Origin of the sequence: Massilia sp. Dwa41.01b, from assembly GCF_014171775.1 — a bacterium.
Classification (GTDB): domain Bacteria; phylum Pseudomonadota; class Gammaproteobacteria; order Burkholderiales; family Burkholderiaceae_D; genus Telluria.
In genome coordinates this window covers 5,134,895-5,158,372 of sequence record NZ_CP050454.1, presented here as the reverse complement: position 1 = coordinate 5,158,372, position 23,478 = coordinate 5,134,895, and the positions used below count along the sequence as shown (strand labels likewise).

Annotated in this window: 21 protein-coding genes and 4 pseudogenes; 13 read left to right on the top strand and 12 right to left on the bottom strand. The window is 66.0% G+C overall.

Annotated elements, in window-relative coordinates; translation table 11 throughout:
* The 3 genes and pseudogenes from gspI to gspK all read left to right on the top strand — a co-directional run.
* A complete protein-coding gene (gspI, locus tag G4G28_RS23770) occupies positions 1 to 393 on the top strand; it encodes a type II secretion system minor pseudopilin GspI (protein WP_182990212.1) in 393 nt (130 codons plus the stop codon).
* Entirely contained in the window at positions 390 to 995 is a 606-nt protein-coding gene (locus tag G4G28_RS23765) for a type II secretion system protein J (protein ID WP_182990211.1), read from the top strand. Before gspI ends, G4G28_RS23765 begins: the two co-directional genes overlap by 4 nt.
* Positions 995 to 1,441 (top strand): annotated as a pseudogene (gspK, locus tag G4G28_RS23760) (type II secretion system minor pseudopilin GspK); the annotation flags it as partial. The gene G4G28_RS23765 and the pseudogene gspK, both read left to right, overlap by 1 nt.
* On the opposite strand, the gene G4G28_RS28715 reads toward gspK, so the two are convergent.
* On the bottom strand, positions 1,364 to 1,726 hold the full coding sequence (locus G4G28_RS28715; protein ID WP_308601463.1) for a hypothetical protein: 363 nt from the start codon (positions 1,724 to 1,726) through the stop codon (positions 1,364 to 1,366). The pseudogene gspK and the gene G4G28_RS28715 sit on opposite strands and share 78 nt — an antisense overlap.
* On the opposite strand from G4G28_RS28715, the gene G4G28_RS23755 reads away from it, so the two are divergent.
* From G4G28_RS23755 to G4G28_RS23720, 8 genes and pseudogenes are all read left to right on the top strand, one after another.
* On the top strand, positions 1,698 to 2,156 hold the full coding sequence (locus tag G4G28_RS23755) for a general secretion pathway protein GspK (protein WP_229507795.1): 459 nt from the start codon (positions 1,698 to 1,700) through the stop codon (positions 2,154 to 2,156). The genes G4G28_RS28715 and G4G28_RS23755 overlap by 29 nt on opposite strands.
* Before the next feature lie 16 nt (positions 2,157 to 2,172).
* Positions 2,173 to 3,379 (top strand): annotated as a pseudogene (gspL, locus tag G4G28_RS23750) (type II secretion system protein GspL).
* Complete coding sequence (gene gspM / locus G4G28_RS23745; protein WP_229425303.1) at positions 3,376 to 3,861, top strand: type II secretion system protein GspM; 486 nt, start codon at positions 3,376 to 3,378, stop codon at positions 3,859 to 3,861. Before gspL ends, gspM begins: the two are co-directional and overlap by 4 nt.
* Positions 3,862 to 3,892: 31 nt before the next feature.
* Positions 3,893 to 4,666: a type II secretion system protein N gene (gspN, locus tag G4G28_RS23740; RefSeq protein ID WP_183107890.1), complete on the top strand. Its 774-nt coding sequence runs from the start codon at positions 3,893 to 3,895 to the stop codon at positions 4,664 to 4,666.
* Positions 4,666 to 6,795, top strand: a complete 2,130-nt coding sequence (gene gspD, locus G4G28_RS23735; protein ID WP_308601459.1) for a type II secretion system secretin GspD — start codon at positions 4,666 to 4,668, stop codon at positions 6,793 to 6,795. Before gspN ends, gspD begins: the two co-directional genes overlap by 1 nt.
* 216 nt (positions 6,796 to 7,011) lie before the next feature.
* Positions 7,012 to 8,433 (top strand): type II secretion system ATPase GspE, encoded by a 1,422-nt coding sequence (gene gspE, locus G4G28_RS23730; RefSeq protein WP_229425302.1) that lies wholly within the window; start codon positions 7,012 to 7,014, stop codon positions 8,431 to 8,433.
* Between the two features lie 32 nt (positions 8,434 to 8,465).
* On the top strand, positions 8,466 to 9,686 hold the full coding sequence (gene gspF, locus G4G28_RS23725; protein ID WP_182990209.1) for a type II secretion system inner membrane protein GspF: 1,221 nt from the start codon (positions 8,466 to 8,468) through the stop codon (positions 9,684 to 9,686).
* Positions 9,687 to 9,697: 11 nt separating this feature from the next.
* Positions 9,698 to 10,417 carry a hypothetical protein gene (locus G4G28_RS23720; protein WP_183107889.1) on the top strand — a complete coding sequence of 240 codons (720 nt, stop codon included), beginning with the start codon at positions 9,698 to 9,700 and terminating at the stop codon, positions 10,415 to 10,417.
* A gap of 30 nt (positions 10,418 to 10,447) precedes the next feature.
* Here G4G28_RS23720 and G4G28_RS23715 read toward each other — a convergent pair whose 3' ends face one another.
* The 5 genes from G4G28_RS23715 to G4G28_RS23695 all read right to left on the bottom strand — a co-directional run bounded on the left by G4G28_RS23715 (position 10,448) and on the right by G4G28_RS23695 (position 14,518).
* Entirely contained in the window at positions 10,448 to 11,179 is a 732-nt protein-coding gene (locus G4G28_RS23715; RefSeq protein WP_182990207.1) for a helix-turn-helix domain-containing protein, read from the bottom strand.
* Positions 11,180 to 11,290: 111 nt separating this feature from the next.
* Positions 11,291 to 11,491, bottom strand: a complete 201-nt coding sequence (locus G4G28_RS23710) for a hypothetical protein (RefSeq protein ID WP_182990206.1) — start codon at positions 11,489 to 11,491, stop codon at positions 11,291 to 11,293.
* 30 nt (positions 11,492 to 11,521) lie between these two features.
* On the bottom strand, positions 11,522 to 12,859 hold the full coding sequence (hslU, locus tag G4G28_RS23705; protein WP_182990205.1) for an ATP-dependent protease ATPase subunit HslU: 1,338 nt from the start codon (positions 12,857 to 12,859) through the stop codon (positions 11,522 to 11,524).
* A gap of 14 nt (positions 12,860 to 12,873) precedes the next feature.
* Positions 12,874 to 13,410, bottom strand: a complete 537-nt coding sequence (hslV, locus tag G4G28_RS23700; RefSeq protein WP_182990204.1) for an ATP-dependent protease subunit HslV — start codon at positions 13,408 to 13,410, stop codon at positions 12,874 to 12,876.
* Between the two features lie 166 nt (positions 13,411 to 13,576).
* On the bottom strand, positions 13,577 to 14,518 hold the full coding sequence (locus G4G28_RS23695; RefSeq protein WP_229507794.1) for an STAS domain-containing protein: 942 nt from the start codon (positions 14,516 to 14,518) through the stop codon (positions 13,577 to 13,579).
* A gap of 90 nt (positions 14,519 to 14,608) precedes the next feature.
* Here G4G28_RS23695 and G4G28_RS27195 point away from each other — a divergent pair, with 90 nt between their 5' ends.
* Positions 14,609 to 15,010 carry a hypothetical protein gene (locus tag G4G28_RS27195; protein ID WP_229507793.1) on the top strand — a complete coding sequence of 134 codons (402 nt, stop codon included), beginning with the start codon at positions 14,609 to 14,611 and terminating at the stop codon, positions 15,008 to 15,010.
* A 201-nt stretch (positions 15,011 to 15,211) separates the two neighbouring features.
* Here G4G28_RS27195 and dksA read toward each other — a convergent pair whose 3' ends face one another.
* The 6 genes and pseudogenes from dksA to G4G28_RS23665 form a co-directional block, all read right to left on the bottom strand.
* Positions 15,212 to 15,664 (bottom strand): RNA polymerase-binding protein DksA, encoded by a 453-nt coding sequence (gene dksA, locus G4G28_RS23690; RefSeq protein ID WP_182990202.1) that lies wholly within the window; start codon positions 15,662 to 15,664, stop codon positions 15,212 to 15,214.
* 202 nt (positions 15,665 to 15,866) lie between these two features.
* Complete coding sequence (locus G4G28_RS23685; RefSeq protein WP_182990201.1) at positions 15,867 to 16,943, bottom strand: GTP-binding protein; 1,077 nt, start codon at positions 16,941 to 16,943, stop codon at positions 15,867 to 15,869.
* A gap of 118 nt (positions 16,944 to 17,061) precedes the next feature.
* Complete coding sequence (gene xerC / locus G4G28_RS23680; protein WP_183107888.1) at positions 17,062 to 17,991, bottom strand: tyrosine recombinase XerC; 930 nt, start codon at positions 17,989 to 17,991, stop codon at positions 17,062 to 17,064.
* 4 nt (positions 17,992 to 17,995) lie between these two features.
* Positions 17,996 to 18,660, bottom strand: a pseudogene (locus tag G4G28_RS23675) (DUF484 family protein).
* Positions 18,661 to 18,797: 137 nt separating this feature from the next.
* Complete coding sequence (locus G4G28_RS23670; protein WP_182990199.1) at positions 18,798 to 20,078, bottom strand: porin; 1,281 nt, start codon at positions 20,076 to 20,078, stop codon at positions 18,798 to 18,800.
* Between the two features lie 209 nt (positions 20,079 to 20,287).
* Entirely contained in the window at positions 20,288 to 21,337 is a 1,050-nt protein-coding gene (locus G4G28_RS23665) for a porin (protein WP_182990198.1), read from the bottom strand.
* A 470-nt stretch (positions 21,338 to 21,807) separates the two neighbouring features.
* Between G4G28_RS23665 and G4G28_RS23660 the strand changes: the two are divergent.
* A pseudogene (locus G4G28_RS23660) lies at positions 21,808 to 23,451 on the top strand (tetratricopeptide repeat protein); the annotation flags it as partial.
* Positions 23,452 to 23,478 lie beyond the last annotated feature (27 nt).

The following is a 23,478-nucleotide window of genomic DNA, read 5'->3' as shown; positions in this document are numbered from 1 at the left end:
ATGCTGTCTCCCTGCCCACGCCTGGCGACAATCCAGGGCTTTACCCTGCTCGAGGTGCTGGTGGCGCTCGTTATCGTCGGCACCGCGCTCGGCGCCGGCCTGCGCGCGGTAGGTAGCCTGGCCTCGAACAGTGCCGGCCTGCGCGCCTCGATGATGGCCACCTGGTCGGCCGAGAACCGGCTCGTGCAAATTCGCCTCGGCAAGGAATTCCCCGAAATCGGCAAGCGCAGCTATGCCTGCCCCCAGGGCGACCTGAAACTGATGTGCCAGGAAGAAGTGCTGGCCAGCCCGAATCCGCAACTGCGCCGGGTCGAGGTATCCGTATTCGACCTCGACCGTCCCGACCGGCGCATTCTCAAGCTGGTCCAGCTGGTCCTGAGGCCGCGTCCATGAAACGGAATCGCGGTTTCACGCTGGTCGAGCTGCTGGTGGCGATCGGCATCCTGGCGATGGTGGCCGTGCTCGGCTGGCGCGGCCTGGACGGCATCGTGCGCGCCCGCGCCGCCCTGACCGATCAAATGGAAATGACGCGCGGCATGCAGCTGGCCTTTGCCCAGATGCAGAGCGACTGCGAACATGCGGCCAGCGCCAGCGTGCTCGGGCGCCGGCCCTTCCTGCTCGGCGAGGACAACCGCCTGACCCTGGTCCGCACCGTCTTCAACGAAAACGAACCGGCGCGGCTGCAGGTGATTGCCTACCGTTTGGTGAACGGCGCCCTGCTGCGGCGAGAATCGATCGCCACCCGCGACCTGCTCCAGCTCGATGCCTTGTGGCAGGCGTCCGTCAGCGACCTCGACACCACCGGTGCCGTCACGCTGCAGCGCAACGTCGAATCGATGGGGGTGCTGGTCTGGCAAAACAACGGCTGGCGCCGGCAAGCCGAGGCGGCGGCGCAGGGCGGCATCGCCCAGCCGATCGGCGGCTTGCAGGTGGTGCTGGCCACGCGCGGCTACCCGCAGCCGCTCACCAAATCCTTCCTGTTGGGGAGCATCTGATGCGACGTGCACCCACCCAGCGGCGCCAGCGCGGCGTCGCCGTCATCACCGCCTTGCTGCTGACCACGCTGGCGATCACGATCGTGGCCAGCCTGTTCTGGCAGCAGCAGGTCGAAGTACGCTCGATGGAAAACCAGCGCCTGAACCTGCAGACGCGCTGGATCCTGCGCGGGGCGCTCGACTGGGCCAGCCTGGTGCTGCGCCAGGATGCTTACGACAATCCACGCTACACCGCCTTGACCGCGGTCTGGGCCACGCCACTGGCTGAAACCCGGCTCGACCAGTACATTGAACGCGAACGGGTCGAAGGAGAAACCTTCGATGCTAGTCTTTCTGGCAACATCTCGGACGCCACCTCGCGTTACAATCTACGTAATTTGGCGCGCGGCACCCGCATTGATGTTGCTCAGTTGCAAATCTTCGAACGCCTGCTGCGCAACCTGCAAATCAATCCGGTGCTGGCTCGTACCACGGCCAACCTGATCGCGGGCAGCCAGCCGGTAGTGGTGCCAGTCGGCCAGGTCGACCCGATCACGGGCCAGGAAGTCGGCGGCCAGGAGCTCGACCCGGGCAGCGGCGGCAATGGCGAAGGCGGCGAGGGCGAAGCCGGTGGCGGCAATGGCGGTGGCAAGGAGGGCAGGTCGGCCAGGGCGGCGTGGGGGCGTCGATGGCGGCGGCGGCGCCGACGGCGGCGGCAGCGGCGTGAGCGGGCCCGAGACGCTGGCGGTCACGCGCGAGGGGCTCGGTACGCCGATCAAGTTCCTCGAAGTCGAGGATTTGTTGGCAGTAAAAGGATTTACGCCGGACATGCTCGAGCGGTTGCGCCCCTACGTGGTGGTGCTGCCCGAGCGCACGCCGGTGAACGTGAATACGGCGTCGGCCGAGGTGCTGTCGGCGGTAATTCCGAATTATTCGCTGTCGGAAGCGAACGCGCTGCTGGCGCGGCGCCGCAACGTGCCCTGGGACGACATCGGCAAGTTTCAGCAGGAAGTCGGCAACCGCCCGCTGGTGGCCGATTCGGCGAGCGTGCACAGCGACTGGTTCCTGGTGAACAGCCGCATCCGCCTCGACCGCGCCGCCCTGAACGCGCTGTCGCTGATCAAGCGGCAGCCGGGCGTGATCGGCGGCGGCGTGTCGGTGGTCTGGGTTCGTCAAAATTAAAAGAAAGCGAGACGGTTTGACTACACTTTATATCCGGCATCCAGCGCGCGCCGAAGGCGAAGGCGCCCTGTGCCGTTTTGCCGTCGTCAATGACGGCGGCGGCATCGCCCAGCAGGGCGAAGGCCTGCTGCGCAATCTCACCGATGTCGTTGCCGCCAGCCGCCGCGTGGTGTTGCTGCTCGCCGGCGCCGACGTCAACCTGCTGTCGCTGTCGATGCCGCCGCTGGCCGGTGCGCGACTGCGCGCCGCCTTGCCTGACCTGGTCGAAGAACATGTCCTGGGCGACCCGGCCGACTGCGTGCTCGTCGCCGGTCCCGTCGCGGCGGACGGCACCCGCCCGGTCGCGGTGGTGCAGCGCGACTGGCTCGAGCCGCTGGTGCGTACGCTGCTGGCCCGGGCGCCCGCGCCGTGGCGGTCGTGCCGGCGCAACTGTGCCTGCCCCTGCAGCCGGGCGGCGTCAGCGCCACGATCGGCGCCGGCGAACTGCTGCTGCGCAGGGTCCGTATTCCGGCTTCGGCCTGGCGCTCGACGCCAACCCGGCGGTGGCCCTGCAAACCGCCCGCGCGCTGGCCGGCGACGCGCCACTGACGCTGTATGTACCGCACGCGCAGCTCGGCGAATACGGCGTGCTGCTGGCCGAGGCCGGCCCCGGCACCGTGCTCGAAGCCGACGACTGGGCGCACTGGATCGCCGGCGCCAACAGCGCCGGCTTCGACCTGCTGCCGGGCCTGGGCGCGGCCGGCGCGCGCCAGCGCGACTGGCGCCGCTGGCGCGTGCCGATCGCGCTGGCGCTGCTGGGCGTGGTCGTCAACCTGGCCGGCATCAATATCGAATGGCTGCGCCTGCGCGGCGAAGCGAACGCCGTGCGCCAGCAGATGAACCAGACCTTCCAGTCGGTCTACCCGAACACGCCGATGGTCGATCCGGTAGCGCAAATGCGCCAGAACATTGCGCGCGCCCAGGCCGGCAGCGGCCAGATCGGCACCGACGAATTCATCTACCTGGCCGCGGCCCTGGGCGACGCCAGCCGTCAACTGGCGAGCCCGCCCGGCATTACATCAATCGAATACAAGGAACGCGCGCTTAACGTGCGCGTCAAACCAGAGACGGTCGATCCGACCGCGCTCCGGCAACTGCAGGCGGCCCTGTCGGCGCGCAGCCTCACCTTGGAAGCAATTGCGCCCGCCAACTGGCGGATCCGCAGCACGGGAGCTACGCAATGAACCTGGGTAACATTTTCGGCGGTACGCGCGAACGTGCCACGGCTTACTGGATCGCGCGCAGCGAGCAGGAGCGGCGTTATCTCGGCGTCGGTTTTGGCGTCGTCCTGCTGGCGCTGGTGTACATGGGGCTGATCGAGCCGGCGGTCGAGGGCCGTGCCCAGCTGCAGCGTTCGCTTCCCGAGCTGCGCCAGCAGGCCGCGCAGCTGGCGGGCATGGCGCAGGTCGCGCGCGGGCTCGCCGGCCAGCAGCCGGTGCCGGTGACGCCCATGACCGAGGCCAGCCTGAAGGCCAGCCTCGGTGCGCGCAGCATCACGCCGGCCTCGCTCACGCTGACCGGCGAATACGCACGGCTGCAGGTGAACGGCGTGTCGTTTGCGAACCTGGTGGCCTGGCTCGATGCCCAGCGCCGCGAGAACCGCATCGCCGTCCGGAAGGCACCTTCAGCGCCCAGGATCCGGTCGGCAATGTCGACGCCAACCTGACGCTGCGCCAGGATACCGGGACCGGCGCCCGATGAGGCGCATGCTGGCCTGGCTGACCGCCGCCGCGCTGGTGGTGGCGCTGACGGTGCTCGTCTTCCTGCCGGCGACCTGGCTCGGCACGATGGTGGAGCGCCAGACCGGCGGCCGTTTGACTCTGGGGGATGCGCAAGGTACGCTCTGGAACGGCTCAGCCTTTGTGGGCGGCGCGCCGAACGCGGGCGGGGCGGTGACGCCGCTGCTGCCGGGCCGCTTCAGCTGGCGCCTGTCGCCGCTGGTGCTGTTCGGCCGCGTCGACATGAACCTGGAAAATCCGCTGGCGCTGGCACAGCCCGTCCACATCGAAGGCAGCTGGAGCGCGTGGCAGGTGAGCGAGGGCCAGCTGCTGCTGCCGGCCGAGGGGCTCGCCGGCCTGGGCGCGCCACTGAACACGCTGGCGCCTTCGGGCGTGATCCGGCTCTCCTGGAACCGGCTCGACCTGGCGCGCGTGCCGAACAGCGTCGCGGTCAACGGGCGCACGGTCCTGTCGATGGCCGACATGGGTTCGCGCATGTCGCCGATCAAGCCGCTGGGCAGCTACGAGATGGCCATGGACTGGCGCGGCCAGCAGGCCGATCTGGTGCTGCGCACGGTGCGTGGCGCGTTGTTGTTGTCGGGAAATGGGACATTGCAGAACGGACGCCTGCGCTTTTCCGGGCAGGCGATGGCCGGCGAAGGATATGAAGAGACCCTGGGCAATTTGCTGAACCTGCTGGGGCAGCGCCGCATGGTGAACGGTAAAAACATAATCGCATTAGAGTTCAGATAATGAAAACAACTTTCCGTAGCACCTACGAATTCCCCACCCTGCGCCGTATTGCCGCCGGCGCCATGCTGTGCTGCGCCGTCGCCACGGCCCTGCCGCCGGCACCGGCATTGGCTCAAAGCCAGGGCGAGGAAAATGCGGCCGCGCTGAGCTTCGTGAATGCCGATATCGAGTCGGTGATCAAGGCCGTCGGCCACTACACGGGCATGACCTTCATCGTCGACCCGCGCGTAAAGGGAACCCTGACGCTCGTGTCGGAAAAATCGCTGACCAAGAGCCAGGCCTTTGGATTGCTGACCTCGGCACTGCGCCTGCAGGGCTTTGCCGTCGTCACCACCGGCGAGGGCTATGCCAAGGTGGTGCCGGAAGCGGAAGCGAAGCTGCAATCCTCGCCGACCCAGGTCGGCAAGCGCGGCACCCGCGTCCAGGGGGACCAGATCGCCACCCAGATCTTCCACCTTTCCTACGAGTCGGCCGCCAACCTGACGGCCGTGCTGCGCCCGCTGATCTCGCCGAACAATTCGATCATGGCCAATCCGGGCAACAACAGCCTGGTGATCACCGACTACGCCGATAACCTGCGCCGCCTGGCGCGCATCATCTCCGCACTCGACGCGCCGGTGGCATCCGACCTCGACGTCGTGCCAATCCGCAACGGCATCGCCAGCGACATCGCGACCCTGGTGTCGCGCATGATGGAACCGGCCGCCGGCGGCGACTCCGGCCGCGTCTCGGTGCTGGCCGATCCGCGTACCAATTCGGTGATCGTGCGCGCGCCGTCGCGGGCACGCGCCAACCTGGCCAAGTCCCTGATCGCCAAGCTCGACCAGGAGACCACCGAAAAAGGCAATATCCACGTCGTCTACCTGAAGAACGCCGACGCCAGCCGCGTCGCACAAACCCTGCGCGCCGTCGTGTCGCAGGATGCCTCGGCGGTCCCAACCCAGCAGCAGGGCACCTCGGGCGGTTCGATCCAGGCCGGTGCCCAGGGTGGTGCCGGCGGCGGCAACCTCGGCGGCCAGCAGGGCCAGCAGAGCAGCATCGGCATGGGCGGCACCGGCAACACCTTCAGCCAGCAGAGCCAGGCAACGGCCGGTGGCGCCGGCGGCGGCCAGGGTTCCGGCTTCATCCAGGCCGACGCTTCCACCAATAGCCTGATCATCACGGCGCCGGACGCCATCTACCGTAACCTGCGCGGCGTCATCGACCAGCTCGACGTGCGCCGTGCCCAGGTCTATATCGAGGCGCTGGTGGTCGAGATGAATTCGCAGAAAGCCTCCGAATTCGGCGTCCAGTGGCTGGGCCTGTCGGGCGACGACACCAGCCGCTACCGCGTGGGTGGCTTGCAGTCCTTCAATTCGGGCAAGGCGAATAACCTGATCAACCTGGCGGCCGCCGCGCGCGCCGGGCTCGGCACCACCACCACGCCGCCTTCGTTGCCAGGCTTTACGCTCGGTATCTTCAAGCAGATCAATGGCCAGCTCGGCCTGGGCGCGGTTGCCAGTGCCCTTGAAAACGAGGGCGCCGCCAACATCTTGTCCACACCGAACATGATCACCCTCGATAACGAGTTGGCGACGATCAAGGTGGGCCAGAACATCCCGATCATCACCGGTTCCTTCACGACCGGCAGCAGCGGCGCAGGCAACCCGTTCCAGACCGTCGACCGCAAGGACATCGGCCTGCTGATGAAAGTGCGTCCGCAGATTTCCGAGGGTGGCGTGATCAAGCTGTCGATCTACCACGAGAATTCGGGTATCGACAATTCCGTTGTCCGTTCGGAAGGCATCGTGACCACCGTGCGCGCGATCGAAAGCAATGTCCTGGCAGACGATGGCCAGATCATTGTGCTGGGCGGCCTGATTTCCGATGACGAAAGCCACGACCAGGAAAAAGTGCGTGGCCTGGGCGATATCCCGGTGCTGGGTAACCTGTTCAAGTACCGCAGCCGTGCCCGCAACAAGACCAACCTGATGGTCTTCCTGCGTCCGGTCGTGGTGCGCAGCAAGGAGCAGAACAACAGCATCTCGCTCGACCGCTACGAATACATGCGTGCGCTCGGGACGACGACCCGTCCGCAAGACGACACTCTCCTGATGCGCAACCGGGCGCGCCGGAGCTGCCGCCGCTGACGAACGGCCAGCCGCCTGCCGGCGGCACCCTGGCCACCATGCCGCCGCCGGCTCCGGTAGCGGCCCGTCCTGGCGCCGCTACCGGCCCCGGCACGAGCCAGCCGAACCGCGCTGGGCAACCTGTACAGCAAAACCAGGCGCCCGGGTCTCAGCCCAGCACTCAGACTACCCCTGAGTTCCGGCCCGCGACCCCGCCGAACCAGAAGTGACGACACCATGACGAACCTGTTGCCTTACGCTTTCGCCCGCGACCATGGGGTGCTGGCGCGCGCCGGCGACGACCCGGCGCAAAGCGTCGAAGTGCTGGTCTCCAGCGCAACGCCGCCGGCGGTCATCGCCGAGGTGTCGCGCCGCTTTGGGCGCATCCAGTTGCGCCGCCTCGACCGCGGCGAGCTCGACGATGCGATCGCCGCCGCCTACGCGTCGGCCGGCGGCGACGCCAACCAGGTCGCCGACGAATTCGATGCCGAGCTCGACCTGACGCGCCTGCTGCAGGACGTGCCGGCCATCGAAGACCTGCTCGAATCCTCCGACGATGCGCCGGTGATCCGCATGATCAACGCCCTGCTCACGCAGTCGCTGCGCGAAGGGGCCTCGGACATCCACATCGAACCGTTCGAGCAAACCTCGGTCGTGCGTTTCCGCATCGACGGCGCGCTGCGCGACATCGTGCGCCCGAGGAAGGGCATCCACGCCTCGCTCATTTCCCGTATCAAGATCATGTCGCAGCTCGACATCGCGGAAAAACGCCTGCCGCAGGATGGCCGCATCACCCTGCGCGTGGGCGGCAAACCGGTCGACGTGCGCGTCTCCACTTTGCCGACCGGCCACGGCGAACGCGCCGTGCTGCGTCTGCTCGACAAGGAAGCCGGGCGCCTCGACCTGTCGCACCTGGGCATGGCCCCGACGCTGCTGCCACAATTCGACAAATTGATCAACCAGCCGCACGGCATCGTGCTCGTCACCGGGCCGACCGGCTCCGGCAAGACGACGACCCTGTACGCCGCGCTGTCGCGCCTGAACGCCTCGACCACCAACATCATGACGGTGGAAGACCCGATCGAATACGACCTGAACGGCGTCGGCCAGACGCAGGTGAACGCGCGTATCGACATGACCTTCGCGAAAGCCCTGCGCGCCATCCTGCGCCAGGATCCGGACGTCATCATGATCGGCGAGATCCGCGACCTGGAAACGGCGCAGATCGCCGTACAGGCCTCGCTCACCGGCCACCTGGTGCTGGCGACCCTGCACACCAACGATGCCGCTGCCGCCGTTACCCGCCTGCTCGACATGGGGATCGAACCCTTCCTGCTGTCGTCCTCGCTGCTGGGTGTGATGGCGCAGCGCCTCGTGCGCAAACTCTGCTCGCAATGTAAAAAGAGCGACGGCAAGGAATGGCATGCGGTCGGCTGCGAGCGTTGCGGCCATACCGGCTACCACGGCCGCGTCGGTGTCTACGAGCTGCTCGAAACAAACGAACACATCCGCGCCCAGATCCACAACCAGGCATCCGAGGCGGAAATCCGCGAGGCGGCCCAGAAGAGCGGCATGAAGACCATGCGCGAGGATGGCGAACGCTGGCTGCTCGACGGCACCACCACGCGCGCGGAACTCTTGCGCGTGACCAAGGACTGAGCGATGGGAACCAATAAGTGAGGACTCACTAAGTGCCGGCATTTCGCTACGAAGCCGTCGATACGGGCGGCGCCACGCGCAAGGGCGTGGTCAACGCCGACAGCCCGCGCGCCGCGCGCGCCGACCTGCGCGTGCAGGGCCTCACGCCGCTCAATGTCGAGGCCATTGCCGCCCAGGTCGACGCCAGCGGCGCCACCCGCGCGCGCGGCTTCGGCGAGCGCCTCTCGACAGTCGAGCTGGCGCTGTTCACCCGCCAGCTGGCCAGCCTGCTGGAAGCGGGCCTGCCGCTCGAGCAGGCGTTCACGGCGCTGCTGGAACAGGCCGAGCGCCCCTATGTGCGCGACCTGATCGCCTCGATCCGCTCGGAAGTCATGGGCGGTATCTCGTTCTCCGACGCGCTCTCGCACCATCCGCGCGACTTCGACCAGATCTACCGCGGCCTGGTCTCGTCCGGCGAACAGATCGGCCAGCTGGCGCGCGTGCTGTCGCGCCTGGCGGACTATATCGAACGGCGCAACTCGCTGGTGCAGAAAGTGCGGCTGGCGTTTACCTATCCGGCGATCGTCACCGTGGTGGCTTTCGCGATCGTGATCTTCCTGCTCACCTACGTGGTGCCGCAAATCGTTTCGGTGTTCGCCAACACCAAGCAGAAGCTGCCGCTGCTGACCGTCATGATGCTGGCCATATCGGACTTCCTCAAGGACTGGGGCCTGCTGCTGGGCGCCATCCTGATTGCCGCCTGGTTTGCCTGGCGCCGGGCCCTGCAGAACCCGGTACTCAAGCGGCGCTGGCATACCTGGCTGCTGAACGCGCCCGTCTACGGCAAGTTCGAGCGCAGCCTGAACACGGCGCGTTTCGCCAGCACGCTGGCCATCACCACCGGCTCGGGCGTGCCGATCCTGCGCGCGCTCGACACCAGCCGCGATACCCTGTCGAACGTCGCCATGCGCGAACTGGTCGAACAGGCAACCGGCAGCGTGCGCGAAGGCGTCAGCCTGGCGCGTGCCCTGTCCGCGCAAAAACATTTCCCGCCGATGCTGGTCCACATGATCCGCGCCGGCGAAATCACCGGCGAACTGCCGGCCATGCTCGAGCGCGCGGCCAATTCCCAGCAGGCCGACCTCGAGCGGCGCACGCTGACCATTGCCGGCCTGCTCGAACCGGTCCTGATCCTGGCGATGGGCCTGGTCGTGCTGCTGATCGTGCTGGCGGTGCTGATGCCGATCATTGAAATCAACCAGCTGGTGCGCTAACAAGGAACACGATGAAGCGTTTGCCTCTCCTTTTGACCCTGCTTGCCATGATCTTCCTGGTGGTGTCGGCCACCTACTGGGTCATGCAGCTCTACACGCACCAGAAGCACGACATGGCGCCGGTGCCGATGGCCAGCCTGCCGGATCCTTCACCTGACGCGGCCGCTACCCTGTTCGGCGGCCAGGCGGTGACGGCGGTCGCCAGCAACTACCAGTTGACCGGCATTGTCGCCGCCGGACGCGACAGCGTCGCCATCCCGGTGGCCGAGGGCCAGCCGCCGAAAGCCCTGAAGGTCGGGCGCGAACTGGCGCCGGGCATCAGCGTCAGCGAAGTCCACCCGCGCTACGTGATGCTGTCCGAAGGCGGCGTGATGCGCCGCGTCGACCTGGTAGCCGATACCCGTCCCGCCATTGCGCTCTCGGGCGGCGCCGCGGCGATGCCGATGCAGGCCACGCCCGCCGCGCCGGCGCCGATGCCGCCACAGATGGGACGCCCGACCGTGGCGCCGGCCGGCGCGCTGCCGACCACCGAACCGCAAACGTCGCCCGGCGCCGTCCAGCCGGCCCCGCCGCCGGGTGAAGTCAATCCGGTGGTGCCGCAAGGCCCGGGAACCGCCGCCCGAAGGCCCGCCGTCGGACGTGCAGCCCCACCGCCACCGAACCAGCCGCAGATGCCGCCGCCGACCCGTTCGATCGGCAGCCCGGTGAGCGACCAGCCGGTGTCGCAGTAAGCCTTATCTTCTCGCCGCGGCCGGCGGCGTTCAGCGGCGCAAGGCCGTGAACGCCGCAAACTCCCGTGAACGGAATCCCACCAACAAGGTCATGCCCTCGCGCTCTTCGGGCGGCAAGCGCCGGTCATGGCGATGCAGGCGCGTCAGTTCGGCGGTGAGCTGGACGATCTTCTGCTGCAGCTCGGCCGCGCTGGCCGGCGACAGCCGCGCCGGCAAACACATCAAGGTCTCGCCGGGCCCGTCGAAGCGGCCGGTAAAATAATCGGGCACGATGTGCTCGCGAAAATAATGCTGCACCGGTCCGTCCGGCAGCCAGTGGAAGGCGTTCGACACGCGCAGCGTATAGCGGTTCAGCGGACGCAGTTCGATCACGCCGAGCCGGTCGAGCTCGGCCAGGCAGCCGATGCACTCGGCTTCGCTCAGGCGATAGGTCTCGACAATCTGTTCCAGGCTCCAGTAACCGAGGCAGCAGATCGCCACCAGCAACAGGCGGGGCTTGGCAACGAGCGATGTTTCCTGGGGCAGGGTCAACGCATCGGTCTGGGGCCGGACGTCAGCCGCGCGGCGCAACACGTCGTCAAAAGCGATTCCTGCCGCCTGGCAGATCTGTGCCAGGCGCGACAGCGGCATGTCCTTCTGGCCGAACAGGCGCTTGACGCTCGACTCGCTCATGTCGATGCGCTCGGCCAGGGTTTTATAGGTGAGATTGGCGGCGCGCAGTTCGGCGCGCAGCACGTCGATGATCTGCTCGGGCGAGCTCATGGGTTTCCTGTACTTGTGGCAACAATGCGCTGCCAATGTACAGGCGAATGGGGAGACGGGCAAGGTGCTGCTGCCCGGGTAGGGAAGGGCGGCCGGGGCCGCCCCGTGGGATCAGTCGTCTTCGGGCACCAGCGGCGCCTTCTTGAGCTGGCGCTTGGCAGCCTGCCGTTCGGTCGAAAGCGGCTTGGCGTGCGGACCGGCAGACCGGGCCTTGGCCAACGCCGCCAGCGGGTTGCGTGGTTTACTCAGCTGTTGAGGCGGTTGAACACGCAGCATCATCTTTTGCTGCCTGGCGAGTGCCTTGTTTGCCATACCTTTCTCCTTGGGATGCCGGGCCGCGCCTTACAACACGTAGCGCGACAGGTCCTCGTTCGCCGACAGCACGTCGAGTCGCTCATTGACATAGGCCCCGTCGATCGTGATCGCCTTGTCCTGAGTATCGCTTGCCGTGAACGAGATCTCTTCGAGCAGCTTTTCCATCACCGTGTAGAGGCGCCGTGCGCCGATATTCTCGGTGCGCTCGTTCACGGCAAAGGCGATCTCGGCCAGGCGGTGGATGCCGTCCTCGGAGAAGGTCAACTGCACGTCTTCGGTCGCCAGCAGGGCCTCGTACTGCGTCGTCAGGCAGGCATCGGTACTGGTCAGGATGCGTTTGAAATCGTCGATCGACAGCGACTCGAGCTCGACCCGGATCGGGAAGCGGCCCTGCAGTTCGGGAATCAGGTCCGACGGTTTAGCCAGGTGAAACGCGCCCGAGGCGATGAACAGGATGTGGTCGGTCTTGATCATGCCGTACTTCGTGTTTACGGTGGTGCCTTCGACCAGCGGCAGCAGGTCGCGCTGCACGCCCGCGCGCGAGACGTCGGCGCTGCCGTGCTCCGAGCGCGAGGCGATCTTGTCGATCTCGTCGAGGAACACGATGCCGTTGTTCTCGACGTTGTGGATCGCCTTCTGCTTCATCTCGTCTTCATTGATGAGGCGCGCCGCTTCTTCCTCGGCCAGCACCTTCATTGCATCCTTGATCTTCATCTTGCGCGCCTTCTTGCGCGCGCCGCCGACGCCGGCGAACATCGACTTGATCTGTTCCGTCATTTCTTCCATGCCGGGCGGGGCCATGATTTCCATCTGCGGCGGGGCGTCAAGCACTTCGATCTCGACCTCGCGGTCGTCGAGCGAACCTTCGCGCAGGCGCTTGCGGAAGGTCTGGCGCGTGCTGTCGCCTTCTTTCGCTTCCGCCGCGGCGCTGACATTGAAGCCGAAGTCGCGTGCCGGCGGCACCAGGATGTCGATGATGCGGTCTTCGGCCGCGTCCTCGGCATGCTGGCGCACCTTCTTCATTTCGCTCGCGCGCGTCTGCTTCACGCCGATGTCGATCAGGTCGCGGATGATGGTGTCGACATCGCGGCCGACATAGCCGACCTCGGTGAACTTGGTCGCCTCGATCTTGATGAAGGGAGCGTCGGCGAGTTTCGCCAGGCGCCGCGCGATTTCCGTCTTGCCGACACCGGTCGGGCCGATCATGAGGATGTTTTTCGGCGTGATCTCGTGGCGCAGCGGTTCGGCCACCTGCTGGCGGCGCCAGCGGTTGCGCAGGGCGATGGCGACGGCGCGCTTGGCCTTGCCCTGGCCAACGACGTGCTTGTCCAGTTCCGAGACAATTTCGAGGGGAGTCATGTTCATGGTGTGCGCGCCGGTCAGTCCAGCGTTTCGATGATGTGGGACAGGTTCGTGTAGATGCACAGCTCGCCTGCGATGGTGAGTGCCTTCTTGACGACCTCGGCAGGGGGCAGGTCCGTGTTTTCCTGCAAGGCCTTGGCGGCCGACTGGGCATAGATGCCGCCCGAGCCGATCGCGCCGATGCCGTCCTCGGGCTCGAGCACGTCGCCATTGCCGGTGATGATCAGGGTGCTTTCCTTGTCGGCCACCAGCAGCATGGCCTCGAGTTTGCGCAGCATGCGGTCGGTACGCCAGTCCTTGGCCAGCTCCACCGAGGAACGCAGCAGGTTGCCCTGGTGTTTTTCCAGTTTCGCCTCGAAGCGGTCGAGCAGGGTAAACGCGTCGGCGGTGGCGCCGGCGAAGCCGCACAGGACCTTGCCCTGGTAGAGCTTGCGCACCTTGCGCGCCGAGCCCTTCATGACGACGTTGCCCAGTGTGACCTGGCCGTCTCCGCCCAAGGCGACCTTCTCGCCGCGGCGTACGCTCACAATGGTGGTGCCGTGAAATTGTTCCATATCTGCCTCATGATTAACTAGCCCCCCGCAAGTGGGGGTGTTGTATGAAATTGCAAGACAGGATGAGTTACGGGCGCCGCCGCCAGGCGCGAGCCCGGCTGCCGGTGCCTTACCCGGCGGTATGCCAGGCGTTGCCGGGCGAGCGCGCCGGGACCGTGCAGTTTGGCTAGTACTTGTGCGCGTACAGGCGCGCGCAGTCGTTGTAGTTCAGCAGGCGCAGCAGCGCCGCGACCAGGTGGTTCAGTTCGCGCAGTTCGATGCGGCGATCGTCGACTGCCAGACGGCGCAGTCCGGCATGCAGGGAACCGGCGGCACCGAAGCCGATGCGTGCCACGCGCCCGCAGTCGAGAACCAGCGGCTGCGAAGGATCGGTCGCGGCATGGGCTTCCAGGGCGGCCAGCAGAGGGGCGATGTCGCCGTCGATGTCGACTGGCAGCACGAAACGCTGCTCGGCGGTGGGGGCGGCAAGGGTAGACGCTCCTGCTGGCGAACCTGCGGCCGCAGCCGCGGCACCATCGCCAGCGGCCGTCGGTACCACGCTGGTCGTGTGCGCCGCCGACGCTTCGAACGAGGGCGGCGAGACTTCGAAGGTGACGCAATAATCCATCGCCGTTTCCTCGAAATCCTTTTCGCGGCCAAGCAGCAGCAACAGTTCGAGCAGCAGCAGCCAGGGCGCTTCGCCAGTGCTGCGCTCGCCGATCGCCAGCATCGGGCGCAATACCGCGAGCAGGGTGTCGGCGCCGGCCAGCACGACTTCGCGCTTGGCTGCGCGCAGGCTTTGCAGGGTGGCCAGCAGCGCTGCGCAGCCGGCGGCATCGGCGCCGGTCACCGCGCCGAAGTCGAGGCGCACGGGCGCGCCGGCGGCCGCCGGCAGCGCCTGCAGGCGTACGCTGGCGCCGGCGTCGAGCAGGCCGCTGAAGCGTGCGACCTGCGACACGCCCGGCGCCGCCGCGGCGCCGCTCCGCTGTGCTGTTTTCGTGCCCGAGGCGGCGCGCGGCAGCCGCTCGGTGTAGGTCGGCGGCGAGGTTTCGAAATGGCTGGCGTAGTCGATGGCAATGCTCTCGAAGTCCGCCTCGCGGCCCTGCAGCTGGTACAGGTCGAACAGCATCCACGGGGCAGCCGCTCGCTGCGGCCAAGGTCGCTCAAACTGTCGCGCAACATCTGTTCAGCAAGAACTGCCTGGCCGTTGGCATACAGGATGGCGCTCTCCTCGACCAGCGGCGTGCTGGCCGGCATGGCGGCGGCGTCGGGCTGGTCGTGCGGGCTGACCAGCAGGGTTTCGCCGCCTTCGTCGAGCGTGGTGGCGGCGGCTGCCGGCGCACGGCGGGTGTTGCCCCAGCCAGTGTCGTCGAGCAGGTCGGTGGTCATGACCAGTTCGATCGCATCGATCTTGGCGGCGGTGACGCGCGCGATTTCGCGCTGGCGTTCGCGCTCGGCCTCGTTCGGCCGGCGCGACGATTTGCCCGAGCGTTCCGCTTCGTCAGGACGTGTCGACGCCTCCGGTGCATCCGGCTCGTCGGTTTTTTTCTTCAGGAAGGAAAATATGCCCACGTCGTTTCCGTCTTCTCAGGCGCAGTCGCTACGAGACGCTCATCCATGACGGTAGCACGGACGCGCCCGCGGCGTCCTGCGCACACGTGCGCCCGCGCAAAGCCTGTGCGGGCGGACGCCAGTGTATCCCATGGGAAAGTTTCTCGCCGAGCATATGCATAATCGAATGGCTGCCTCCAACAAAAAAGCATGCGTCACGCGCATGCTTTTCTGGTTTGCGGGATACCGCGGGGCATGTGCCGGTGCGGAATCAGTCGCCGTACAGCTTCTGCTTCAGCTCGCGGCGCTGCTGGGCTTCCAGCGACAGGGTAGCGGTCGGGCGGGCGATCAGGCGCGGAATGCCGATCGGTTCGCCGGTTTCCTCGCACCAGCCGTAGTCGCCCGCTTCGATGGCGGCCAGCGATTGCTGCACTTTTTTCAGCAGCTTGCGCTCGCGGTCGCGGGTGCGCAGCTCGAGGGCGTGTTCTTCCTCGATGGTGGCGCGGTCGGCCGGGTCGGGAACGAGCACGGTTTCGCGCAGGTGCTCGGTGGTCTCGCCGGCGTTCTTCAGCAGTTCCTTTTCGAGCTGCTGCAGGCGGTCCTTGAAGAACGCGAGCTGGGCCGGGTTCATGTAGTCGTCTTCGCCCATCGCCCGAATTTCGTCCTCCGTCAGGAGGCGTTCTTCGGCCTGCGCGGCGGTATTGGATTTCGTTGTTTTAGTCATGACTTCACTTACCTTCGATACGACAGAGGTTTTCATTTTATCAGCTAGCTCAGCCGCACCACCCAAATGCCAAGGGTGCGCCTCAGCTGCTGCCATGACGGTCCAGGCCTTCCTGCCGTCTCGCTGCCGGGCCGACAGCGGTCAATCGCCGGTACCTGTCGCGTCCCGTGGGGCGCGGTGGCTACCGTGAAACCGGGATAGTTTATACCAAACATTGTTCCAGTCCGCGGATAAATACGTCTTTTGGTAAATTTTTACCAATAAAGACCATTTTGCTGCCGCGGGCTTCGGCCGCGTCCCACTTTGCCCCCAGGTCGCTGCCCATGATTTGATGCACGCCCTGGAACACCACCTTGCGTTCCGCCCCGTCCATCCACAGCACGCCCTTGTAGCGCAGCATGCTGGGACCGAAGGCCTGCACCATGCTGCCCAGGAATTGATCGAGACGCTCGGGGTCGAACGGCCGCTGCGCTTTATAGACAAAGGCGGCGATGTCGTCGCTATGGTGGGCGCGATGGTGATCGTGAGCGTGGTCGTGAGCGTGGTCGTGGCCGCAGGCTTCGCCATGCGCGTGGTCGTGGCCGCAATGGTCATGCTCGCCGTGATCGTGATCGTGCTCGTCCGCGCGCAGGAAGTCGGGGTCGAGTTCGAGCTTGTCGTTCAGGTTGAAGCCACGCAGGTCGAGCACATCGGTCAGTGGCGCGCGGCCGAAGTCGGAAGTCGAGATCGGCGCACGCGGGTTGATGCGCACCAGCCGCTCCTTCAACGCGTCAATGGCGGCGGCATCGACCAGGTCCAGCTTCGACAGCAGGATCTTGTCGGCAAAGCCGACCTGCCGCTGGGCTTCCTCGTGGCGGTCGAGCTGGTCCATCGCGTGACGGGCGTCGACCACGGTGACCACCGCGTCGAGCATGTAGTGGGCGCCCACTTCCTCGTCGACGAAGAAGGTTTGCGCCACCGGCCCCGGATTGGCAAGACCCGTCGTTTCGATGACGACGCGGTCGAAAGCGATCTCGCCGGCTGCGCGCTTCTGCGCCAGGTGCGTCAGCGCCACGATCAGGTCGCCGCGCACGGTGCAGCAGATGCAGCCATTGTTCATTTCGACGATCTGCTCGCCGCTGTCCTGCACCAGGATTTCGTTGTCGATGTTTTCCTGGCCGAACTCGTTTTCGATGACGGCGATGCGCAGGCCGTGTTCCTCGCGCAGGATGCGGTTGAGGAGGGTGGTCTTGCCGGCGCCGAGAAAGCCCGTCAGGATGGTGGTAGGGATCGGTGACATGTGGTGTGCGATTCGGTTCCGCCCGGTGGGGCATGGAGAATCGGAGGATTATGCCGTAATTTGCAATCTGCCACCATCAACCGTACCGGCCTTTGCGCCAGCTCAGGCGAAGACTTGCTTACTTCGCTTTCGCTCGCGGATGAGCTCGGTCATATACGGCCGCCAGGTGCTGGAAGTCGAGCGCCGTATACACCTGGGTGGAGGTGATGCTGGCGTGGCCCAGCAGTTCCTGCACGGCGCGCAGGTCGCCCGAGGATTGCAGCAGGTGCGAAGCGAACGAGTGGCGCAGCACGTGCGGGTGCACGTGCACGGACGCGCCTGCCTTGATCGCATGCTGTTTCAGGCGCTGCTGCACCACGCGCGGCGTGATGCGGGTGCCGCGGTTCGACAGGAACAGGGCGGCACTGCCGTCTTTCGCTCCCGGCCGCACTGCCAGCCAGGCTACCAGCGCTTCCCGTGCCGGACCGCCGACAGGAACGCGGCGCATCTTGTTGCCCTTGCCGGTGACCACGACTTCACCTTGCTCCAGGTCGAGCCAGCCGAGCGAGACGGCGCCATCGGCATGCGTGTACACGAGATCGAGTCCCGCCAGTTCGGACACCCGCAAGCCGCTCGAATAGAGCAGCTCGAACATCGCGCGGTCGCACAGTTCGGCAGGTTCGGGGTGGCCATGGCGGTTCGCTTCCAGCAGCTGGACGGCGGCGTCGACCGCCAGCGCCTTGGGCAGGGTCCTGGCGCGGCGCGGAGCGCGCACGCCTTCGACCGGATTGGCTGCAAGGCTGACATGGCGCGACAGCCAGCCATAGAAGCCTCGCCAGCCGGACAGCTTGCGCGCGATCGAGCGTGGCTGGTGGCCCTCGGCGTGCAGGCGGGCGGCGAAGCGGCGCATGTCGGCATGGGTCAGCGTCGGCCAGTCTTCATGGCCGGCAAGACGCGCCAGTTCGGCCAGGTCGCGCCGGTAGGCGGCGATCGTGTGCGCGGACAGCTGGCGCTGGGTTGCCAGTTCGCTCAGGTAGCGTCCGGCCCAATCCGCGCGCGCCGTGTCCATGGCATCAGCCGCGCAGTGAAGCGAGCGCGGCGCTGGCACTCTGGCCGAGCTGGACCAGGAAATCGGTGGCCATCGCCGGGCTGAAGCGCTCCGCATCGGGCGAGCCGAGCACCAGCAAGCCGAAGGTCTGGCCATCCCCGGCCACCAGCGGCAGCAGGACGGTCGAGCGCACGTTTTCCGCGTCATCGAGCCAGCGCACCGCCTCGAAATCCTTGTTTGGTCCGCAATATGGCGCGCGCAGCCGGCGGCGAACAGGCGCGCATCCTCGCCGACGTCCGCGGCGAAGGGCTCGCCTGCGTAGTCGGGGGCGAGATGCCACAGGCGCAGCGTGGCCTGCGGCACGCCGAAGTGTTCGACCAGGCCATCGACCAGGTCGCGCGCAATGGCGGCACCGCCGCGCGACTTCAGCAGGGCCAGGTGCCAGGCGTGGAAACGGTCGAGGATGGCGTTGTTTTCGCTGGCGACCCGCATCAGTTCGGTCATGCGCAACTCGAGCGCATGGTACTTGGCGCGCATGACTTCCATTTGCCGTTCCTGCAGCGACACGGCCTTCCCGGTCAACGGGCTCGACAGCTTGACTTCGCCCAGCAGGCCGGCGTGTTCTTCGAAAAAGGACGGGTTGTCCGCCAGGAATTGGGCGACGGCGGCGGAGTCCAGGGAAACGGTCATGGGAGTGGCTTGCATAAATTTGGGTGAGCGCAATTTTACCCGAGCGGGGAGGCGGGCGGCGGATAGAAAAAGGGCGCCCGAGGGCGCCCTTGCATGCAACTCACGCGGCTACGACGGCGCTCGCGCCGTCCCATCGCTTAGAAGCGGTGACGAATGCCGACCAGCAGGGCGCGGCCGTCTTCACCCGCTGCACGGGTGAAACCACCTGGAGCGCCCGAGATGCCTGGCGAGTACTGGGCCAGGTTGTCGTTCTTGATGACCGATGCCGAGACGTACACGTCGGTGCGCTTCGACAGGAAGTGGTCGTAGCCCAGTGCGAACATGTCGGCGTCGCTGTTCGACGCGGTACGGTCGTTCTGGTGCGAGTACGAACCCATGATGCGGCCGCTGCCGATCTTGTAGTGCATGCCGAGCTGGTAGCTGTTCGCATCCTGGATCGTGTTGTTGCGCATGACGCCTTCGAAGGTGTTGCGCGCAAGGGTACGAACCGGTGCCGGTGCCGCGGCCAGCGCTGGCGCGATCGAGGTGTCCCAGGCAGCCAGGTAATCGGCGATCAGGACCGAGTTCGAGTTACGCTGGCTGTGGAAGCCGGCGAAGAACTTGAAGTCGTTCCAGGTGTACGAACCACCGACGGTGGTGGTGCGCAGGCTTGGACGGTTCTGCTGGTCGTAGCCGTGGTTATAGCCGATGCCGACATCGAAGCCGTTTGCCTTGTAGGTGACGGCGCCCGCGCGGAACTTGTTGTAACGGCCGAGGTAGCCCGAACCGCGTGCACCGTACATCAGCGAGCCGCCCAGGCCCGATGGCAGGGCGATGCGGTACTGGATTGCTTCCTGCGAGCGGATGTCCGCGCCCAGTGCGGTAAAGCCAGCGGTGCCGCCGGTGACGTGGCCCCAGGTGCCGGTCATGCCCGATTCGAAGGCATCGGCAGCGGCGAACACTTCGTAGCCAGGGGTGTACATGCGGCCCAGCAGCACTGCGCCGACCGGGGTCACCAGGCCGACCATCGCGGTACGGTCGAACAGCGCGCGTTCGCGGTTGACGGCGACCTGGCCCGGGGCATTCAGGTTGGCGCGCAGGGCTGGGGCGATAGCCGGGCTGAAGGCATTGAGCGCTTCCAGGCCGCGCACCAGGTACAGGCCTGGATTGTCGTTGACCAGGGTCGGTTGCTGGGTGCCGGTGTCGACTTCGACGCGTGCTTCCAGGTTGAAGATCGCCTTGTAGCCGTTGCCAATGTCTTCGCTACCCTTGAAGCCCAGACGCGAACCGTCGGCGCCGCCGCTGACGATCTTGGTCGGGCCACCCTTTTGCGCCAGCACGCCGGCATCGAGAATACCGTAGATCTGGACACTGGTTTCGGCCATGGCCGGGAGGGCGAAGCAGGTGCCGATCAGGCCGGCGAGCAAACATTTATTCATTACATCTCCACTATTGTTGATCTTCGGAAGCTAGGTAGATCCGTCTTGCCAATATGCCATTGACGCTGGGCACTGTATACATGGCAAGTGCTCTGACGGCATCGGAGTGGCACAAAAACAACATACGGACGAAAAAAGGGCGGATGCCCTTACCGGTATCCGCCCTTTTTTATCTATCGCCTGCGGTGCAGGCCAGGGCCCGCATCAGCTTAGAACGAGTGGTTCACGCCCAGGTCGTAGTAGTTGACGCTGGTTGCTGCTTTCTTGCGCGATGCATCGACGTACAGGTAGGTACGCTTCGACAGGCTGTATTCGTAGCCCAGCGACATCTGCTTGGTCTTGACCTGGCCGTCCGGATCTTTCTGGCCGTAACCGGCGAGCACCTTGCCTGGGCCCAGCGCGTAGTTGGCGCCCAGCACCCATGCCTTGGTCTTCGGGTTGGTCAGGACGATGTTTTCCTGGTCTTGACGCGAAGCCAGTGCGGTCAGCTTCAGTTCCGGAGTTGCCATGAACGAGGCACCGATCGACATGACCTTCGTTTCGACGGCGTTGCGCTCGTAGCCCAGCATGACGGCCGCAGGACCGTTGTTGTAGGTGGCCGAGACCGAGAACGGGTTGGCGGTTGCTTGCGCGCCGACCGGGTATTGCGCCGGCGTGCCAGTGGCGTTGCGGCCCTGGACCGAACCGCCGTTGGTTTCCTTGGTGGCGATGGCCGCGTTCAGCTGGAAGCCGCTGACGACCGGGGTGTTGTACCAGAAGGCGTTCGACCAGCGGTTGTTCGAGTAGCCCTGTGGATCCAGCGGAGCCGAGTTGTAGCCTGCGACAGCCAGGTCGGTGTAGAAACCGCCCTGGAACGGCAGCGAGTGGAACGGCTCGAAGGCGCCGATGGTTTCCTGGTACGGGGTCAGGCCGCGACCGATGCGGACCATACCGAAATCACCCTGCAGGCCGACGCGGCTCTGGCCCTGGAACAGCGGACGCTGGACGGCAACGCCGCCAGGGCCACGGCCGGTTTCGTTGGTGCCGGTGTCCGGCTCGTAACGGATTTCCAGTTGGAACAGCGCTTTCAGGCCGGTGCCCAGCTCTTCGGTACCTTTGAAGCCCAGGGTGTTCGAAGCGCGCTTGCCGATCGACAGCGTCTGGCCGCTTTGCTTGGTCACGCCTGCGTCGATATTGCCGTAGATCTGGACAGAGGTCTGAGCCTGGGCAACGCCGGCGAATGCGCCGATGAGAGCGACTGCCATCAAAGATTTTTTCATTTATTTGTATCCTTATGAGATGAATCGGAATCCAGGAGCATTGAGACTTTGTAGTTTGCTGAACACTCGGATGAGTGAACCTTAATTGCTTAATGCGTCAAGATTGCCGGATTGGTTAATTATGACTGCGTGAGTTGGTGGAAAGCCAATTTAACCAATCGTGCTGTTGTATTTTCGAAACGTCGAGACCGCCTGTCAGGCGGCTGTGCTTGTGCACTGCAGCGTGCACGAGTTCCGTTCCGTTTCAGAGCTCTTGTTCGATATCAATCATCGGGCTGTTCGGAAGCTAGGGCCCCTAGTGCTGGCTTAGACTTTCCTCGAACCCTGCGGTGCGGGCGCGATTTTTTGAGTTCTTGTATATTAGCAAGTTTGACTGCGACAGCCTGCCCGTCGCTGCCTGCCAAACTTGCCAACGAACTCGCCCATCGTCGCCCGCGCCACGTCCGCCCACCGACAGACAAGACCCAACAATGGCTAATCGTGAAGAACTGGCGATCATCCGTGGCGCCCGCAACGGCCGCGCCGACGCCCAACTCGAGCTTGGCAAGCGCTATCTGTTCGGCAGCGCCGGCCTGCCGCGCAGCCTGCCAACCGCGCTGCACTGGCTCGACCGCGCAGCGCGCCAGGGCTCCGCCGAGTCGTGCGAATTGATCGGCAGCCATATCCCGCTCGAACTGGCCCGAGCGCACGGCGCGCCCTTGTCGCCCTGGTACGAGCGTGCCTACGATACCGGCAACGTGCGCGCCGGCCTGGTGCTGGCCCAGCTGCTGCTGGAAGACGGCGCGGCCGTTTCCGAGACTGCGCGCGCGAAGGCCTTGCGCGCCCTCGAAGACGCGGCGCAAGCCGGTTTCGCCGAGGCCCAATGGCTACTTGCACGCCAGCCGGCAGCAGCCTCGTCCGGCTCGGGCGTGCTTCCAAATGCTGCGGGTGCGCATGGCCGTCCGGACCCGAATACTGGCCGAAACGGCCGCGCGGCCCTGCCGCCACTGCAAGCGCCGGCAACCGCTGCGCCGATCGTCCCGGCTGCTGCGCCGGCACGCCTGGAAGCCCAGCCCCGGCTGCGCCGCGCCGCCGACAACGGCCTCGCCGAAGCCCAGTTCGCCATATTGGAACAAAGCTGGCAGGCCGGCGCCTGGGGCGATTACCTCGAGCGCGCCTTGCCGCTGGCACGCGGCCTGATCGGAGCGGCAACACGGCGTACGCAGCGTCTGGCACCGGCCGAGGTCCAGTTGCTGTCGCGTACGGCACGCCTGTTGAGCGATCCCGCCGTGGATGCGGGGCCTGCCGCGGCATCGGCACCAGTCGCGGCACCCGCCGACGCCGCCGAAGTATTTGCTTTCTGGGAACTCGCAGCGGCCGAGCACGACCGCCATGCACAGCTTGCCTTGGGGCTCTGGTACGCGCGCATGCAGGTCGACGGCACCCGGGTGCAGGGCAGCAGCGGGGCCGCCAATTTCAAGAAGGCGATTCGCTGGCTGCTGCTGGCGGGCGAACAAGGCCTGGCCGACGCCTGGTACGCCCTGTCGCGTATCTATCTGAAACCCGAGTTTTCGCAACGTAACGTGGCAGACGCCCAGCGTTACCTCGAGCGGGCTGCCGAAATGGGTTACCGGGTCGCGCAGCTCGAGTGCGGCAACAACGCCTGGCGTGCCCGCCGCGAGAACGAGAACAACGATGTACGCGCCGTATTCTGGCTGCAGCAAGCTGCCGCACAGGGCGATGCCGAGGCACAGTCGGCGCTGCGCAGGATTGCGCCACGTCCCGATGACGCCCTGCATACCGAAACCGGTGCCTTGCTCGCTTGCGGCGTCGACCTGTCGGCCCATCCGCTGCTGGCGGCTCGGCTCGAACTGGCCGCGCTGTTCGGGCTGACGCGTGCGGAAACCCTGCTGCTCGATGTCCCGGCCGCCGACCAGGGACATTGCCTTGTGATCGATATCCGCGCCAGTTATGGACGCAGCAAACGTCGGCTGGTCATGGTGGAAACGGCCCAGGAGCGCCAGGCACTCGACCGCATCGTGCGCCTGTTCGACGATGTCGATTGCGGGCCAGGCGGGCCGGAAGGAAATTACCGCCAGCGCTTGTATCGTTTGCGTACACTGGTCGCCGATGTTGCCGCGGGGACGAGGCGGCATCGGCCG

Coding starts and splice junctions, on each gene's coding strand:
- gspI (WP_182990212.1), top strand. CDS start 1: ATGCTGTCTCCCTGCCCACGCCTGGCGACAATCCAGGGCTTTACCCTG.
- G4G28_RS23765 (WP_182990211.1), top strand. CDS start 390: ATGAAACGGAATCGCGGTTTCACGCTGGTCGAGCTGCTGGTGGCGATC.
- gspM (WP_229425303.1), top strand. CDS start 3,376: ATGAACCTGGGTAACATTTTCGGCGGTACGCGCGAACGTGCCACGGCT.
- gspN (WP_183107890.1), top strand. CDS start 3,893: ATGAGGCGCATGCTGGCCTGGCTGACCGCCGCCGCGCTGGTGGTGGCG.
- gspD (WP_308601459.1), top strand. CDS start 4,666: ATGAAAACAACTTTCCGTAGCACCTACGAATTCCCCACCCTGCGCCGT.
- gspE (WP_229425302.1), top strand. CDS start 7,012: ATGACGAACCTGTTGCCTTACGCTTTCGCCCGCGACCATGGGGTGCTG.
- G4G28_RS23720 (WP_183107889.1), top strand. CDS start 9,698: ATGAAGCGTTTGCCTCTCCTTTTGACCCTGCTTGCCATGATCTTCCTG.
- G4G28_RS23715 (WP_182990207.1), bottom strand. CDS start 11,179: ATGAGCTCGCCCGAGCAGATCATCGACGTGCTGCGCGCCGAACTGCGC.
- G4G28_RS23710 (WP_182990206.1), bottom strand. CDS start 11,491: ATGGCAAACAAGGCACTCGCCAGGCAGCAAAAGATGATGCTGCGTGTT.
- hslU (WP_182990205.1), bottom strand. CDS start 12,859: ATGAACATGACTCCCCTCGAAATTGTCTCGGAACTGGACAAGCACGTC.
- hslV (WP_182990204.1), bottom strand. CDS start 13,410: ATGGAACAATTTCACGGCACCACCATTGTGAGCGTACGCCGCGGCGAG.
- G4G28_RS23695 (WP_229507794.1), bottom strand. CDS start 14,518: ATGCTGTTCGACCTGTACCAGCTGCAGGGCCGCGAGGCGGACTTCGAG.
- G4G28_RS27195 (WP_229507793.1), top strand. CDS start 14,609: ATGGCGCTCTCCTCGACCAGCGGCGTGCTGGCCGGCATGGCGGCGGCG.
- dksA (WP_182990202.1), bottom strand. CDS start 15,664: ATGACTAAAACAACGAAATCCAATACCGCCGCGCAGGCCGAAGAACGC.
- G4G28_RS23685 (WP_182990201.1), bottom strand. CDS start 16,943: ATGTCACCGATCCCTACCACCATCCTGACGGGCTTTCTCGGCGCCGGC.
- xerC (WP_183107888.1), bottom strand. CDS start 17,991: ATGGACACGGCGCGCGCGGATTGGGCCGGACGCTACCTGAGCGAACTG.
- G4G28_RS23670 (WP_182990199.1), bottom strand. CDS start 20,078: ATGAATAAATGTTTGCTCGCCGGCCTGATCGGCACCTGCTTCGCCCTC.
- G4G28_RS23665 (WP_182990198.1), bottom strand. CDS start 21,337: ATGAAAAAATCTTTGATGGCAGTCGCTCTCATCGGCGCATTCGCCGGC.